Annotated in this window: 10 protein-coding genes; 1 reads left to right on the top strand and 9 read right to left on the bottom strand. The window is 64.0% G+C overall.

Annotated elements, in window-relative coordinates; translation table 11 throughout:
- Positions 1–126: 126 nt before the first annotated feature.
- From XH93_RS33535 to XH93_RS33505, 7 genes are read right to left on the bottom strand one after another with little or no spacing between them, the layout of a single operon-like run.
- A complete protein-coding gene (locus XH93_RS33535) occupies positions 127–1,284 on the bottom strand; it encodes an ABC transporter substrate-binding protein (RefSeq protein WP_194470749.1) in 1,158 nt (385 codons plus the stop codon).
- A gap of 30 nt (positions 1,285–1,314) precedes the next feature.
- On the bottom strand, positions 1,315–2,361 hold the full coding sequence (locus XH93_RS33530; RefSeq protein ID WP_194470748.1) for a branched-chain amino acid ABC transporter permease: 1,047 nt from the start codon (positions 2,359–2,361) through the stop codon (positions 1,315–1,317).
- Entirely contained in the window at positions 2,361–3,233 is an 873-nt protein-coding gene (locus XH93_RS33525; RefSeq protein WP_194470747.1) for a branched-chain amino acid ABC transporter permease, read from the bottom strand. The genes XH93_RS33530 and XH93_RS33525 overlap by 1 nt, the downstream gene beginning before the upstream one ends.
- Positions 3,234–5,168 (bottom strand): long-chain fatty acid--CoA ligase, encoded by a 1,935-nt coding sequence (locus XH93_RS33520; RefSeq protein WP_194475424.1) that lies wholly within the window; start codon positions 5,166–5,168, stop codon positions 3,234–3,236.
- Positions 5,168–5,962, bottom strand: coding sequence for an ABC transporter ATP-binding protein (locus XH93_RS33515; protein ID WP_194470746.1), 795 nt, complete (start codon positions 5,960–5,962; stop codon positions 5,168–5,170). The genes XH93_RS33520 and XH93_RS33515 overlap by 1 nt, the downstream gene beginning before the upstream one ends.
- Entirely contained in the window at positions 5,959–6,813 is an 855-nt protein-coding gene (locus tag XH93_RS33510) for an ABC transporter ATP-binding protein (RefSeq protein WP_194470745.1), read from the bottom strand. The genes XH93_RS33515 and XH93_RS33510 overlap by 4 nt, the downstream gene beginning before the upstream one ends.
- Positions 6,814–6,818: 5 nt before the next feature.
- Positions 6,819–8,132, bottom strand: coding sequence for an NAD(P)/FAD-dependent oxidoreductase (locus tag XH93_RS33505; protein ID WP_246799365.1), 1,314 nt, complete (start codon positions 8,130–8,132; stop codon positions 6,819–6,821).
- 248 nt (positions 8,133–8,380) lie between these two features.
- On the opposite strand from XH93_RS33505, the gene XH93_RS33500 reads away from it, so the two are divergent.
- The gene (locus XH93_RS33500; RefSeq protein ID WP_139864287.1) at positions 8,381–9,010 is read left to right on the top strand and encodes a TetR/AcrR family transcriptional regulator; all 630 of its coding nucleotides are present in this window, start codon (positions 8,381–8,383) and stop codon (positions 9,008–9,010) included.
- A 28-nt stretch (positions 9,011–9,038) separates the two neighbouring features.
- On the opposite strand, the gene XH93_RS33495 is transcribed toward XH93_RS33500, so the two are convergent.
- On the bottom strand, positions 9,039–14,741 hold the full coding sequence (locus XH93_RS33495) for a LamG-like jellyroll fold domain-containing protein (RefSeq protein ID WP_194470744.1): 5,703 nt from the start codon (positions 14,739–14,741) through the stop codon (positions 9,039–9,041).
- A 235-nt stretch (positions 14,742–14,976) separates the two neighbouring features.
- Positions 14,977–16,998 (bottom strand): DEAD/DEAH box helicase, encoded by a 2,022-nt coding sequence (locus tag XH93_RS33490; RefSeq protein WP_194470743.1) that lies wholly within the window; start codon positions 16,996–16,998, stop codon positions 14,977–14,979.
- Positions 16,999–17,002 lie beyond the last annotated feature (4 nt).

Raw genomic sequence — 17,002 nt, 5'->3', positions numbered from 1 at the left:
CCCCCGGCTTGACCGGGGGACCCAGTACGCCGCGGCCTATCGGTCGATCACTGCCGCCTCTGGAATGCTGGATCGCCCGGTCGAGCCGGGCGATGACGGCGGGGTTTTGGATCGGGTGAGAGGAGCTCACTTCACCGGCTTGAAGCTCAGTGTCGCCACGTCGGCTTGCATGATCTGCAGCTTCTGGTTGGAGAAGCGGACGCCCGGGCCGAAGCTGATCGGCGCCATGACGCCGGTCTCGACGTTCCTGGTCTTTTCCAGCTCCGAGATCGTGCAGGCCCAGGTCGGCTGCTTGCCGCAGCGCTCGATCGCGGCGATCAGCACCTTGGCGGCGGCGTAGCCGGTCATGGTGTAGCGGTTGATGCCCTTGAACTCGGCCTCCGAGACCAGCGGCTTCGCTTTTTCGAGGAACGCCTTGCCGGCCTCGCCGGCGAACGGCTCGACATAGTCGACGGCGTAGATGCCGTCGCCCGCCGGACCCATCAGCTTCAGCACCGGCTCGATGCGGCCGGGCCAGAAGATGCCGGTCACGGGCTTCACGTTGAGCTTCTCGAGTTCCTTCATCATCGCGATGTTCTCGGCGATGATGCCGCCGGCCAAAAACACCTCGGTGCCGGAGTCCTTCAGCTGCAGCATGTCGGACGAAAAATCCTGCTGGCCCTTCTTGTAGTTGCCGCTGTAGACCACGTTCAGCTTCTTCGCCTTGACGACGCTGTCGAAACCGTCGCGCACGGTGATGCCGTAATCGTCGTCCTGGGTGATCAGGCCCCATTTCTTGCCGGGATTCTTGTCGGCGAGATAGTTGACGAGGTGGATGATGCCTTCTTCGTAGGACTGGCCGATCACGAATACGTTCTTGCGCGGCGGCTCCCACAGGAATTTCACCGGCGCGACATCGATCACGGTCGGAATGCCCGCCTTCTCCAGCACCGGCATCACCGCGATCGACTGGCCCGAGCCTGACATGCCGAGCATCGCAAACACCTTGTCGACGTCGATCACCTTCTTGGCGCCCTGGATGGTGCGCGCGGTGACGTAGCCGTCATCCTCGAGCACATATTTGATCTTGCGGCCGTTGATGCCGCCGGCATTGTTGGCCTCCGCGATCGCGATCTTGTGGCCGATCGAGGCGGCGACGCCGAGCAGGGCCGGCGGCCCGGTCAGCGGTTCGACGTCGCCGATCAGGATCTCGGTATCGGTGATGCCGGGGTCGGCGGCGAGGGCCGGGGCCGTCACGAAAGCCGCGGACAGCAGCAGCGAGGCTGCCGCGAGATGTTTGATCATGGTTTCCTCCTCATGGTGTGCTGTTATTGGTTAGTAGCGAAGCGGCCAGTGCACCCAGGTCCGCCTGATGTCGTGCCACGCGCCGACCAGCCCGCGCGGCTGGAAGCGCAGGAACAGGATGATGACGAGGCCGTAGAGCATGCTCTTCAGCTCCTGGGCGCCGGTGGTGAACATCGCGTCCATCTGCGCGCTGAACAGGCTGAAGACGAGACGCGTCGCCTCCGGCAGCAGCACGATCAGGATGGTGCCGAGCACGGCGCCGAGCGTCGAGCCGAGCCCGCCGACGATCAGGATCGCCAGCGCCTCGATCGAAAGCAGGAACGGAAAACCCTCGACGCTGACAAAGGAGAGGTAGATGCCGTAGAGGGCGCCGGCGATGCCGGTGATGAAAGCCGAGGTAACGAAGGCGAGCAGCTTGTAGGCATGCAGATTGATGCCCATCACGGGGGCGGCGATGTCGTTGTCGCGGATCGCAACGAAGGCGCGGCCGATTCGGCTGCGGCGGATGTTGAGGGTGGCGAACAGCGTCAGGATGGCGATGCCGAGGCAGAGATAGGTGAAGGCGGCATCGCCGTCGAAGCTGATGCCAAAGATCTCCGGCCGCGGCACCGCGATGCCGCGGGCGCCGTTGGTGAGCCAGCGCATCTCCAGGATCACGGTGTTGATGATGAAGGAGAAGGCGAGGGTGGTGATGGCGAGATAGAGCCCCTTCAGCCGCAGCGACGGCGCGCCGACGATCAGGCTCGCCAGCGCCGGCACCACGCCGGCGCCGAGGAAGCCAACCAGCGGCGGCAAATGGTATTTCGAGACCAGGATCGCGTAGGCATAGGCGCCGGTGACGAGAAAGCCGACATGGCCGAGCGAGATCAGGCCGGTGTAGCCGGTGAGGATATTGAGGCCCAGCGCACCGGTTACCGTGATCAGGATGATGATCAGGAATGACAGCGCGTAGGAGTTCAGCACATGGGGCGCCACGATCAGCGCCAGCACCAGCACCGCCGACCACAGCCAGACCGGCGGTGAATCGATCAGCGCAACGAGCTCGCCATAGGTCTGCTTGTAATCGCCGGTGCGCATCAGACCCTCTCGATGTCGCGTTCGCCGAAGATGCCGAACGGGCGGATCATCAGCACGACGATGATCATCAGAAAGCCCGCGACCTCCTTCATGCCGGAGCCGACATAGCCGCCGGCGAGGTTTTCGGTGATGCCGATCAGGAGGCCGCCGATCCCGGAGCCGAGCACGGCATCGAGGCCGCCAAGGATCGTCGCCGGAAACGACTTCAATCCCAGTTGGAACATCGCCGGCGACAGGTCATAGGACAGCGCAAAGAACACGCCGCCGATGCCGGCGATCACCGAGGAGGCCGCCCAGGCCAACGCGTGCACCCTGGTGGCGCTGATCCCCATCAGCAACGCGGTGCGGTCGTCGGCCGCAACGGCGCGCATCGCGACGCCGATCTTGCTGTAGCGGAAGAACGCCCAGATCGCGGCCAGCAGCGCCAGCAGTGTCACGATCACGGCGACCTGTCCGGTGCGCACGCCGATGCCGCCGAGGCGGACGATGTCGCGGCCCATGCCGACATCGAGGCCATGGGGGTAGGCGTCCCAGATGAAGTTGATCGCCGAGCGCAGGATCACCGCAAGCCCGATCGTCACCATCACAGTCGCGAACACCGGCTCACCCAGCATCGGCCGCATCACGACGCGCTCGATGATCAGTCCGAGCAGGATCGCCGCGAGGATCGCGCCGGCCGCGACCACGAACACGTTGCCGCTGACGGTGGTCGAGATCGTCCAGGCGATATAGGCCGTGATCATTGTCATTTCGCCCTGCGCGAAATTGACCAGCCCGGTCGACTTGTAGATCACGGCAAAGCCCATCGCGATCAGGCCGTAGATGGCGCCGATCGCGAGACCCGAGATCAGGAGCTGCAGGAAATACTGCATTCAGCCCTCCGTCGGATAGATGATGGAAAGCTCGCGTGCGAACTTCTTCTCGATCATGGCGCGGCGCACCTTCTGCGTGGCGGTCAGTTCGCCGTCATCGTGGTCGAGCTCCTTTTCGAGGATGGCGAAGCGGCGGATGTTCTCAACCCGGGCGAACCGCTTGTTGGTCTCGCCGACGATGCGCTCGACCAGCTCGTGCACCTCGGGGAGCTGCGACAGCGACTTGTAGTTGGTGTAGGCGAGCGCCCGGTCGCGCGCCCAGCGGCCGACATTGTCGTAGTCGACCTGGATGATGGCGCCGAGATACTTCTTGGCCTCGCCGACCACGATCGCCTCCTTGACGAACTCGGAATCCTTCAGCGCGTTCTCGATCTCGGATGGCGCGATGTTCTTGCCGCCGGCGGTGATGATGATCGCCTTCTTGCGGTCGACCACGGTGATTTCGCCGTTCTCGAGCACCTCGATAATGTCGCCGGTGCGCAGCCAGCCGCCGGGCTCGAGCGAGGCGGTCGAGGCTTTTTCGTCGAGGAAGTAGCCCTTGAAGACGCCGGGGTTGCGCAACAGGATCTCGCCGTCGTCATCGAGCTTCCACTCGGTTTGCGGCAGCGGCAGTCCGCAGCCGCCGAGCCGATGATGGCTTTCGGTCTGGATAAAGGCGACGCCGCCGCTCTCGGTGAGGCCGTAGCCCTGCGAGACCGGTCGGCCGATGATGTCGAAGAAGCGCAAGGTCTCCGGCGAGATCGAGGCGCCGGCGCAGAGCCGGTGCCGGCTATAGGCGAAGCCGAGATGGCGCTGCAAGTTCCGGAACATCAGGAGATAGAGCAGGCCGTAGACGGCGCGGTCGAACAGGCCTTCCTTGCCGGCCTGCCGCCGGTCGGACAGCGTCCGGCCCCAGGCGAGGCAGGCGCGCGTCAAGCGCTGGCGCAGGCTGCCGCTTTCGCCGAGCCTGAACATGAAGCCCTGCTGCAGCTTCTCGTAGATCCGGGGCACGCCGACGAAGAAGGTCGGCGCGATCTCGCGGATGTTGATTGCGACCGTGTCGATCGATTCGGCGAAGCTGACGGTGCCGCCGAGCACGAGATGGGTCACCAGGCCGTAGCAGCGCTCGGCAACATGGCAGAGCGGCAGATAGCTCACGGCCTCGAACGGCTTGTCGGCGATGCCGACCGCAACGGCGTAGGTATAGGCGGCGTAGATCAGGTTGCGGTGGGTCAGCATCGCGCCCTTGGGCGGGCCCGTCGTGCCCGAGGTGTAGACGAGGATGCAGACGTCGTCGGGCGCGGCCTGCGTGATCAGGCGGTCGAGCGTCGCATTCGCATCGGGGTTTTCGCGCGCATAGGCCTGGCCGCGCTGGCACAACGCCTCGAACGACATCAGGTTGGACTGGCGATAGTGCCGCAGCCCCTTCATGTCGATGCAGGCGATGGCTTCGAGCTCGGGCAGGCCGCCATTGTTGGCGAGGGCGTCGAGCACCTTGTCGGTCTGCTCCTGGTCGCCGGTGATCACGACGCGCGCGCCGGAGTGCTTGACGATGTATTGCAGCTCGACCCAGGGATTGGTCGGATAGATGCCGACCGCGACCGCGCCGATCATCTGGATGCCGAGATCGGCATAGAACCATTTCGGCGTGTTCTCGCCGGCGATGGCGACGCGGTCGCCCGGCTTGATGCCGAGCGACAGCAGGCCGAGCGCGACCGCACGCGCGGTGTTGTAATAATGGCGCCAGGAATACGGGTTCCAGATGCCGAAGTCCTTCTCGCGCAGCGCCAGGGCATCGCCGTGCATGGCGGCCCGTTGCCGCAGCAATTGGGGAATGGTGATGGCGGCGTCCCGCAACGCCGTCCGGAACGCATCGGTTTCGGTCGCAGGCAGGCTGCGTGCGGCATTGTCCGACAGCGGCGGGTGGGCGGTACGCAGGTTCTCGAGCGTCGACATCATGCACCCGCCCTTGCGAGGGTTTCGGCGCGCTGGCGGCCGAGATAGGCTTCGGCAACGGCGGGGTCGCGCTTGACGTCGTCGGGCGTTCCTTCCGCGATCTTGCGGCCGAAATTCAGCACATGGACGCGGTCCGAGATGTCCATCACGATCCGCATCTCGTGCTCGATCATCAGCACGGTGATGCCGAGCTCATCGCGGATATCCAGCACGAAACGCGCGATGTCCTCGGTCTCTTCCTGATTCATGCCGGAGACCATTTCGTCGAGCAGCAGGATCTTCGGCTCGCAGGCTAGCGCCCGGGCGAGCTCGACGCGCTTCTGCTGGCCGTAGGAGAGGGTGCCGACCACGGCGTCCCGGATATGCTCGATCTCGAGAAACTCGATGATGTGTTCGACGCGCTGCCGCGCCGCGACCTCCTCCTTGCGGGTCCGGCCGAAGAAGATCACGGCATCGAACACGTTGGAGCGCAGATGGGTGTGGCGGCCGGTCAGGATGTTCTCGACCACGGTGCCGTGCTTGAACAGCGCCAGGTTCTGAAAGGTGCGGCCGATCCCGGCGGCGGCATAGCGCCACGGTGACAGCGTCTTGAGGTCGATGCCGTCATACACGATGCGGCCGCCGCTCGGCCGCAGCACGCCGGAGATCATGTTGAACAGCGTGGTCTTGCCGGCGCCGTTCGGGCCGATCACGCTGCAGATCTCGCCGGGGGCGACGCTCAGATTGACGTCGGCGACCGCCTGCAGGCCGCCGAAGCGCTTGCTGAGATTTTCGACCGTGAGCAGCGCGGTCACGACAGCCACCGCTTGCGGCGCTTGTAGTGCTTGACGTCGCGCAGGCTCTTGCGGCCGGACGAGGAGACGCCGAGGTAGAACTCCTGGACGTCCTCGTTGGCGGCGAGTTTCCTGGCGGTGCCGTCCAGCACCACGCGGCCGGTCTCGAGAATGTAGCCATAGTCCGCGATATCGAGCGCGCGCTGCGCGTTCTGCTCGACCAGCAGCACCGTCATCTTCAACTCGTCGCGCAGGCGGACGATCACCTCGTAGATGCGGTCGATGATCAGCGGCGCGAGCCCGAGCGACGGCTCATCGAGCGCCAGCAGCCTGGGATCGGTCATCAGCGCGCGGCCGATCGCGAGCATCTGCTGCTCGCCGCCGGACATGTAGCCGGCGATCTGGTCGCGCCGCTCATGGAGCCGCGGGAACAGCGCGAACACCTTGTCGCGGCGCGCGCGCGCCTCCGCATTGCTCCTGGTGTAGCCGCCCATCTGCAGGTTTTCCTCGATGGTCAGCGACGCGAACACGCGACGGCCTTCCGGCACCTGCACAATGCCGCGCCGCACCAGCTCGTCCGGCGCCAGGTGATGCACGTCCTCGCCGCGGAAGCGGATGCTGCCGCTCTCGATCACGCCTTCCTCGGTATAGAGGATGCCGGACATCGCCTTCAGCAGGGTCGACTTGCCGGCGCCGTTGGAGCCGAGCAGGGCGACGATGCCGCCTTCGGGCACGGCGACCGACACGTCTCTGACAGCCTCGATCGCATTGTCGTAGACGACGCGGATGTTGCGGAATTCGAGCAGGCTGTCCTGCGCGGTCGTCGGTTGCGGCGCGGCAGATGGAGTCGGAATCGGGATCGTCGTCGGCATCGCGGTCAGATCCGGCTCGCCTGCGGCAGGCGCGGCCGCGTGGCAAGGATCGCGTCGGTCACGATCTTGGCCGTCTCCGCGCAGGCCTGGGTGCCGCCATTGCCGTATTGCTTGACCGCGTCGCCGACGCACCAGAGGCCCTCGATGCCGGTTTCCCGCGGCAGATCGTAGCCGGCGCAGCTCCGCTGGGCCGGCCAGTCGTCGCGCATCACCCGGATCGACAGGATTTTCGCCTGCGCGAAATTGGCGAACTGATCGCGCAGATCGGCAAGCGCGAGCTCGACTTCACTGTCCGAGTCGAAGTCGCCGAGCGCCGGCACCGGCACGGCATAGGCGACATAGAGATGCCAGCCCGGCGGCGCGAGTTCGGGGCAGGTGGCCGAGAGGTTGGCCATGTTGCAGAGCCGGCGGGTCTTGCCGAAGGTGACGATGCCGGGATGGTTCACCAGCGGCTCGCGGCTTGCGATGTTGATGACGATGTTGGCGGCCGGACGAAGCCCGTTCCGGACTTTTGCGACATAATCCGCAGGGAAGGCGGCCTCGCCGGCGAGCGCGACGGTCGCTTTCGGCCCGGCATTGCTGATGACGAGATCGGTGTCGATGCGAACCGGCGTGTCGCCCTTGCGAACCGTGACGCCGGTGACGCGGCCATCGGCAGTGTGGATCTCGGTGGCCGGGGTGTCGAGCCAGACGTCGCCGTTGCGCTTGACCGCGGTGGCGAGGCTTTCCCAGACGCCGATCGTTCCGTCCGGACAGAAGCCGAATTTCTTGAAGGCGCCCTTGCTCGTGAAATAGGTGAGGAAGGCGCGGGCCGGCAGCTCGGCGGCGTTGCAGGCGAAGATCGCGGCGCAGAGGTTGCGGAACAGCGCGTGCACGGTGGCGTTGCTGGTGTAGCCCTTCAGCCAATCCTCGGTCGACTGCCGTCCGTCCGGCAGGTTGCCGGAACGCGCATCGGCGAATTTCTCCAGGATGCGCGAGGCCTGTTTTGTCAGTTGCCCGAGCAGCAGCGACCAGCCGCCGCGGCCGACATCGATCAGCTTGCCGTCGATGAAGAAGGAGCTCGCCGGCTCCGGCGCGCGGATGTTGAGGGGGGCGCCGACCGTATGGAATGTCTCCTCGAACACGCCGCCGAACTCGATCGCGATCGCGCCGATGTTGACCTTGAAGCCGTCGATCTCCTCCGTCGAGGCGCGTCCGCCGAGCCGGCTGTTGTCGTCGACCACCAGCGTACGCAGGCCGCCATGGGCCAGCCGCGCCGCGGCGCATAGCCCGCCGGCGCCGGCTCCGATCACGATAGCATCGACCCTCTGCGTGTCCACGAACAGCCTCCCTCGATGCCGCCGGGTTGGCCCCGCGTGCCTGATTTGCTTGCTCTCGATGCCTGAGCATATTATAATCCGACTGTCCGTTCAAATTATTTTTCGTCGCAGGTTGGAGCCGGAACCTTCGGTGGAAGAGTTCTGGGGAACGGCGGGTGCAGGCCCGGGACGTCATCACCGCGGCGGTAGTATAGAGAGCGGGAGTCGCCGGATCGCGGCGGCGTCGCTTGGAATGTGAGAGACAGTCGATGGCGCGAACGCGCTCCGAGAACTACGACGGCATTCATCAGGGCATTCTTGATGCTGCCTGCGACCTGTTCGCCAGCCAAGGCTATATGCGCGCCTCGATCGCTGATCTTGCCGACGCCTGCAAGCTGTCGCGCGGCGCGCTGTATCACTACTTCGATTCGAAGGAAGCGATCCTGTTCGCCATTCTGGACGAGCATGTGCGCCAGATGATCGCCGATGTCGAAGCAGGGATCGCGAAGCACACGTCCACGCTCGATCAGTTTCGCGCCGCGATCCACGCCATCGTCGATCTCAATGCGCGCTCGCCGCAGGAGCAGCGGCTGATCCTCAACGACCTGACTTTCCTCAGCGAAGCCGACCAGCAGACCATCAAGTCACTGGAGCGCCGCATCGTCGATCTGGTGTCGACGCTGCTGCTCCAGCTCGACGATCAGGGCAAGATCGTCAAGCGGACCAAGAAGGTCTACGCGATGATGCTGTTCGGGACACTGAATTTCAGCCACACCTGGTACGACCCGAAGGGCGGCATCGGGCCGGCCGAGTTTGCCGACATGGTCGTCGATCAGTTCCTGTACGGCATCGCCGGCCACGCTGCGCCGAGGGCCGTCCGCGGGGCGACGAAGTCGTGAGGCGCGCTCGTGACTGCACAGTGACTATTCAGCCCACCGCCTTGAAGGTCGCGACCTGCATCACCCATGCCGCGGAGCCTCCGAGCGGAGCGATGCCGCTGTAGGATCCCGTCGCGGTCACGAACCGGTCTTCAGCGATGTCACCGTTGGGCGAGGTAATGATGCGCGACGTAAAGCCCGTTCCTGCTCCGCTGAACCCGCCGATTGTCGTGCCGGCGGCGAAGACCAGTTCATGGGCCGTTGTGGTCGTAACTGCACCGCTGTTGGCTGAATTGCTGGTCCCCGACGCCGAAGTGCCGACATCGAATGGGTTGGCCAGATCAAGACCGCTGTACTCCAGCGCGCGGAGATCGACGAACTGCGTGGACGCGCTGAAAGTCACCGTCACGGTATTGGTCCCGGCCGCGGCCGCTTTGATGTTCTTGGCGTAGTAGATGGCCTGGCTGATGCCGCTTCCGCGCACGGTCGGAACCGCGAGCTGGTAGACATTGCCCGCTGAATCGGTGACTGAGGTCACGTTTGAGGTGGTGTTGTTCCAGCCGACGACGAGGATGTTCAGGTCTCCCACGACCTGAGGCTTGGCGTAGGCCACCGAGACCTGAGTCTGGTTCGTTTGCGGCACGGCCGCGTTCACTTGCACGAATGCCAGCGGCACCGGCGCCGTGACCGCATTGTATGTCGCGGTATAGGCCGCGCCTCCGACCGGAACGGTGATCACGTGATCCTGCGCGCCGCCGTCCGACCAGGAGACGAAGTTGTAGGTGGTCGTTCCGACCGTTGCGTTGCGCGCTTCGATTTCGTGGTGGAAGCCGATCAGCGTGTCGTAGGTGAAGGGTGCCGTGTGCGCGATACCGTCAAGGTACAGCGTGACGCCGGCTGGAAGAGTGGCGAACTCGAGGTTGACCTTATCGGGGAAGATGATGACCGATTGGGTGGACTGCAGTCCGCTGGAGTCCGTGACCGTCAGCGATATCCGGTAGCGGGTGAAGCCACTGAAGTCGTGACCGCTGGTCGGGATGGTGAATGTGCCGCTGGTCACGCCGGTGATCGGTGTACCCGGATGAACGTGACCTTCATGGAGGAAGTCGATATTCCAGGTATACGCGCTGGCGGGCAGCGTGCCATCCTCGGCGTCAGTCGCGCTGCCGCTGAACGTGATGACATCCCCCGCGCGGAATATTGCGCCGTTGGTCGGCGAAAGGATGTTGACGAGCGGAGCGTTACCAACGCTGATTGCAAGCGGCGTCGAAAGCGTCGAATTGACCCCGTCGGAAACCGTGAGCCGGGCTTGATAGGGGCCGCTGACCGCATAGGTGTGCGACGGGTTGGCCTGCGTCGAGGTGACGCCATCGCCGAAATTCCACAGATAGGAGAGCGGCTGGCCTTCCGGATCGGATGAGCCGCTGCTGGAGAAGCTGACGGTGAGCGGGGCCTGGCCTTGCACGGGCGATGCCGAAGCGGAGGCCACCGGAGGAAGGTCGGAATTGATGAAGTCGATGCGGCGTATCTTGCTGACGCCGAAAGTCCCGCTGATATCCGAGTAGCCGAGGTCGACATAGTAGAGGGCGCCGTCGGGACCTTCGGTCATATAGACGATGTCGCCATACGGGCCGTCGACCGAGCCATCGGCCGGCTCGAAGTTGAACACGCCGGTGACGTTGCCATTGGCGTCGAACGTCAGTCGCTTGATCCAGTTTTGAGTGTAGTCGGCAAAGAAATAGCTGCCTTGATAGGAGGCGGGGAACTGGGTGCCGTGATAGACAAAGCCGCCGGTGATCGCCGCATCGCGTCCATTGTGCGGATAGTAGTAGGCCGGCGCCGTGTAAGCGGGATTGTTGTTCGGCGCTTCGACGTTCGGCCAGCCGTAGTTGGCTCCCCTGGCACCAATATCGACTTCCTCGATCGCGGTCGAATAGTCGTTGCCACCGACGTCGCCGATGATGAGGCGCCCGGTCGGCGCGTCGTAATAGGCGCGGTAGGGGTTGCGCAGACCGAGCGCCCAGATCGCGTCGAAGTTCGGCCCGGCGCCGTCATAGAACGGATTGTCCGTCGGTATGGTGCCGTCCATATTGTAGCGCAGGATCTTGCCGCGCGGCTTGGTGAGGTCCTGGGCCTCGCTGGCGTTGAAATGCTCGCCGGTCGTCAGCAGGATCTTTCCGTCGTTGCTGAAGTTGATCGAGCCGCCGTGATGTTCGGCATTGGCGGTCTCGCCATCCTGATAGATGACGAATTCGGAGCCTGCGATTGTCCCGGTCAGGGTCGCATTCGCGGTGAAGCGCGAGAAGCGATCGACGTTCGGCGTCCCCAGCGTGTAGAAAATGTAGTAGTAGTGATTGGTGGCGAAGTTGGGATCGAGCGCGATGTCGTAGATTCCCTGTTGCACGCCTGCCGAGCCGATATTGGTGAGTTGCAGGAAAGGCGTGGCGCTTGGCGTCGTGTAGGGCGGCGGCAGCACCTTGATCGTGCCGGCGAGCTCAACCACGAGCATGCGGCCATCGGGAAGGAACTTGATCGCGGTCGGCAGATTGAAGCCGGTGGCCAGAATCGTGTTCTGGAAAAAGCTGCTGTTCGCGACGTTGACGGAAATTGGCGCCGACATGGTCGAATGACCGTCGATGTCGGTCGCGAGCGCCGTCAGAGTATGCGCGCCGTTGCTCGTCGCGCGCGTATCCCATGCCAGCGCGTAGGGATCGGTGGTGTCCGGTGGGCCCATCGCGACATTGTCGACATAGAACTGAACACTGGCGATGCCGGTGTCGTCGGTCGCGTCGGCCGTCACGTTGACGATGCCGCCCACCTGGGCCCCATTGGCGGGGAAGTCGATCAGAACCTGCGGCGCTCCGACGATCGTCCCACCGACTGGCGTTGCCATGTCGGTTTGGACCTGTGCCTGTGTGAGCACGCGACTGTAAATGCGCACGTCGTCGAGCGCTCCATGGTAGAACTGCCCCGTCGAGGCATCCGCACCGATGTTCATCGAATTGCCGCGAGCCGTAATGGTCCCGACGAGCGCTTGCGTATTGACAAGCGTGCCGTTGACGTAGGTCCTGACCTGCGCGCCGTCGAAGGTGATCGCAAGGTGAGTCCACTGGTTGTAGGGCAGCGTCGTGCCCCCACTGGCGATGAGCGGTCCGCTCGCCGTCCCGACGAGGAAGTCAGTCTTGTTGCCGCCGCTCAGCTCCAGCCCGTACTGGTAGTAGGGCGACGCCATCGTCGTGTTCCAGAACTTTCCGAGGACGACGGAATCTCCGCTCGCGAGGGGTTGGGGATTGATCCACATCGACAGCGTAAGGGCATTGCCGGAAAAGTTGGTCGAGGCAGAGTTCGGAATCGTAATGAAGTCGTTCAGTCCGTCAAAACTCGCGGCCGATCCGTTCTTGCCGGGTACCCGGGCAACTCCGTTGTTGAGCGTCGCCGTATTGCCCTGGCCCGAGGCATCGATGGCGGCTCCCGTCGCCTCATCGAACGAGTAGGCGGCGACTAAACCGGATAGCTGGGTATTGGTTACGGTTATGCTGACGGGCAGGGAATCGCCCGTGTTACCCGACGTATCGCGTGCACGCGCGATAATCGTGTGAATGCCGTTCGGTACCGAGGTGGTGTCCCAGTTGACGCTGTAGGGAGACGTCGTGTCTTCGCCTCCGCCGACCACGACGTTATCCACCAGGAAAGTCACGCCGCTCACTCCGACGTTGTCGGATGCATTGGCGCGGATTGCGATCGTCCCGGAAACCGTGGCCGATCCGGTCGGGGCGGTGATCGTCGCGGTCGGCAACGTCGTGTCGGGCGTGAGCGTCGTGGTGCTGGCGGGCTGCGATTGTCCGGACGGATTGGCGGCCGCGTCGACCGCGCGCACCGTATAGCTGTACGTCGTGCCGGGCGACAGGCCGGTGTTGCTGAAGGACGTCGTCGTCGACGTGCCGATTTGCGTTCCGCCGCGGAAGATCTGATAGCCGGTCACTGCAACGTTGTCCGTGGACGGGTTCCACGAAAGGTTGATCTGGGTCGACGAAACCGCAGTGGCGGTGAGACCGGTGGGGGTCGACGGCGGTATGGTATCGGGAGCTGCAGCCGTCTTGAACGTACCGTTCGAGCCGATTTGTTCGTTGCCGGCAGCGTCGATCGAGCGGACGCGATAGTTGTACGTGGTGTTGGGAGCAAGAGCGGTCAGCGCGACGCTGTGCGCCGTCACGAGAGCTGGGTCGAGCGTCGTCGATGATCCGTAGCTGGTGGTCAATCCGTATTCGACGCGGGACGTCGCAGCCTCGTTGGTGGTCCAGGTGACTTGTGCGGTGGTCCCCGTAAGATTCGTCGCGGTCTGCCCGGATATCGTCGGTGCAGTCTTGTCGAGAATGATGGTGTCGGTGGCGGCGGCCGACCAGTTGCCGGCCGCGTCCCTGAACTGGACATAGACCGTCTTGGTGCCGACCGTGTTCTGCAACGTCCACGCCTTGGTGGGTGCAAAGGGTTCTGCCGTCGAATAGGACGTGCCGTTGTTGGAGAAACGCATTTGCGTGACGGAGGTCACTGCGTCGCTCGCACTGAGCGTAAGCGTGACGGCGGTGTTGTTGGTGGCCGCCGCATTCCCGTTTATGACGACTGTTCCGGTCGGCGCCTGATTGTCGACGGTGACCGTGAACGCTGTCGAGATCGCCACGTTGGTGGCGGCGTCGCGTGCCTGTGCGGTAAGCGAATGGATGCCGTTCGATGCGGTCGTTGTGTTCCAGGAAACCCCGTAGGGTGACGTCGTGTCTTCGGCGCCAATCTGGGTGTTGGCGTCGAGCAGGAATTTAACGCCGGCAACGCCGACGTTGTCGGAGGCGGTCGCCGCAAGGTTCACCGTGCCGGATACGATGGTTGCCGGCGGCGTCAGCGAAACGTTCGGCGGCGTCGTATCGGACGGTGGCGGCGTGGTCCCGCCAAGCGGCGTGACCATGTCGGTCTGGATCTGGTCCTGCGTGAGAGCATGATCGGCAATACGGACGTCGTCGATGCGGCCCGGGAATTCGAAGCCGGTGGCGCCCGCCCGACGGCCGATGTTCACATTGGCCGTGGAGTTCTGCTGGGAATTGGTGACCGTGCCCAGCAACTGGCCGTTATCGAGCACGCCGTTGAGATAGACGTTCAGCGTCTGGGTTGCCGCGTTGTAGACCCCGGCGATGTGATACCAGGTGTTGGTCTGCAGCGCCGTGGCGCCGTAGCGGAACATCGTGCCGCCGGAACTGCTGGTCAGCTTGAAGCCGATGGTGCGCACGCCGGTGTCGGCTGTCAGGTCAAGCTGGTAGCCAGACTCGCTGCTGGTGCGTTTGGACACGACCGCCGCATCATCCCCGGGGAACGAACTGGCGAAAACCCAGGCACTGATGGTCATGCTGCCGGTAAACTGCAGCGCGGTGGGATTGCCGAGATTGACGAAGTCGTTGGTGCCATCGAGGGCGATTGCATTGCCGTATTTTCCGGCCGTGAAGGTCGGGCCGTTGGTGAGCGTCCCGACGATCCCGTGCCCCGATGCATCCGCCGTGGTGGGTCCCGAGGCCTCGTTGAACGCGTAACCTGCCGTGATGCCAAGGGGATCTGCGGCGAGCAGCAGTCGGGGCTCAAGAGTTTCAAAGAGGATTTGCGAGGGGCGATTGGCGCCGTTGTTCTCACCGCTTGGCTCTTGGGCGCGTCCGCTGCTGCGATGGGTGAGTCGTTGCGTCAATCGACTGACAATGTCCCGAGCAATCGACATTGTGCCCTCCTAGCGCAACGAGTGGACGATCGAACAACACAGCGTTCCCAATCCTGCCTGGGATTGGGCACACTGTCTCATTCAGTAGTGTGACCTGATTATTCGCGTATCGATTGTGCTGTCGCGTCAAACGCGAATGATACGTTCTCCCGCGATATTCGCTTGCGGCGCATAAGGAGTACCTCGATCGTGCCAACTTTCGGATGCTCTAGTATTGTCAAAGCGTTAGGCGATCTCATTCAGTGCCGGCGAAACCGAGAATCCTGTTGATGCGCAGATCCTCCGCCAGCGCGGCCCGTCGGGCCCGGCCATGCAGGCGCTCGGCTGCGTGCTGGCTATAGCCGCGCAGCGTGCGTCCGCTCAAAGCAGAAATTGGCTGATCCGATTTCCATCCTTTGCCGACCAAGCGCAGCAGCTCGGCGTTCACGAAGCGTCGGAAGATCTCGTCATCGATAGCCACGATGGATTCGTAGCTGCCGGGATCGCCCTGACGGCCGGCCCGCCCGAAGAGCTGGCGGTCGATGCGGCGGGATTCGTGGTATTCCGTCAAGATGACATGCAAGCCGCCGGCGTCGCGCACGGCCGGATGTAACTGAATGTCTGTGCCGCGGCCTGCCATGTTGGTGGCGACCGTGATGCGCCCGGGTTGACCAGCAAGCTCGACGATGCGGGCTTCGGCGCGATCCTGCCGGGCGTTGAGCACCACGGGCTCGAGCCCGGATCTGCGGAGCAATTCCGCAACATGCTCGGAAGCCTCGACCGAACGGGTGCCGACAAGCACGGCGCGGCCGGCGCGCAGCGTCTCGGAAACCGATTCGACCACTGCGTTCCATTTGAGCTCAGCGGTTCGAAACACGCGCGTGCCCGAATTCGTCCGCCGTAGTGGCTTGTTCGTGGGGATGCGCACCACGCGCAAGCCATAGGTGCCGTAGAGCTCTCCCGCTGGCTCGATCGCGGTTCCGGTCATGCCGCAAAGATGCATGTAGCGCCGAAAGAACCGCTGGTAGGTGATCTGGGCAAGCGTCCTGCGGCGTTCCGTGATCGCGCAATGCTCCTTGGCTTCGATCAGCTGATGAATGCCGCTTTCCCATGAACGGTCGGGCATGACGCGCCCGGTGTATTCGTCGACGATCTGGACCTTGCCGTTGGCAACGATGTATTGGACATCGCGCCGGTACAGGTGAAGCGCGGCGAGCGCGTGTTGCACCAGCTCCTCGCGCGCGCGCCGCATCGCCCACAGGCCGGGTAGTCCGGCAGCGAGCAGGGCGATCCGGGCTTTGCCAGGTGCGGTCAGCTGGATCGACTTTTCGTTTGCGCGCAGAGCGAACTCCTCGCCGGCTGCCAGACGTCGGGCGATACCGAGCGCGGTCTCATAGAGGCCGCCGGCGTTTTCGGCGCCATCCTGCGTTCCGGCGAGAATCAGCGGCACGCGCGCCTCGTCGATCAGCAGGCTGTCGGCTTCGTCCACGATCGCGAAATGCAGGCCGCGCAGGAGGGGCTGGTGGTGGCCCGCAAGTCGGCTGTTGAAGATGCCGTCGACGGCGAGTTGTGCGCGCGCGCGACGAGAGCCGAGCGCGAGGCGATCGCGCAGGTAGTCGAATACGAGCTCCTTGTTGGTGCAATAGGTGACGTCGCTTGCGTAGGCGCGTTGCCGTTGCTGCGGGGGCTGACCTTGCTCGACAAGTCCAACTGTGAGGCCAAGGGCATTGTAGACAGGTGCGAGCTGCTCGGCGTCGCGGCGCGCGAGATAGTCGTTCACCGTGATGATATGGACTGGGCGGCCCATCAACACAGCGGTGATCGCCGGTAGCAGCGCCGTCAAAGTCTTGCCTTCACCGGTCTCCATTTCGGCGAGGGCGCCGCTCATCATGGCGGCTCCGCCGAGCAACTGAACCGGAAAGTGGCGCATCCCGACGTGCCTGCGCGCCGCCTCGCGCGCAAGCGCGAAGGAGGTGGCCATCTCATGCGAATAAAGGCTTGCCGAGAGCATCCGCGGGCGCAGATCGTCGGCGAAGTCACGCAGGCGGCGGTCTGTCAAGGTGACCAGCTGCGGTTCCAGTTCCCCCACCTGCCGCGCAAAGCGCCAGAGCCGGTTACGTGAAAGCGCCAACGGCAGGCGGGGCGAGATCCGACCCCAGGCGCCGAGCAGTGCGGTATCGAATCCGGTTTCCTTGCAGGCGGACCTCTCCACATAGGGTGCGTCTGCCGACACCGAACAGAAGCTGTTGATCTGTCGTGGGCCGAGCGAAAGCGACATGCGC

The sequence above is a fragment of the Bradyrhizobium sp. CCBAU 51753 genome, assembly GCF_015291565.1.
Classification (GTDB): Bacteria; Pseudomonadota; Alphaproteobacteria; order Rhizobiales; family Xanthobacteraceae; genus Bradyrhizobium; species Bradyrhizobium ivorense.
The sequence above is the reverse complement of the archived record's forward strand: the minus strand, read 5'-3'. Positions and strand labels throughout refer to the sequence as shown.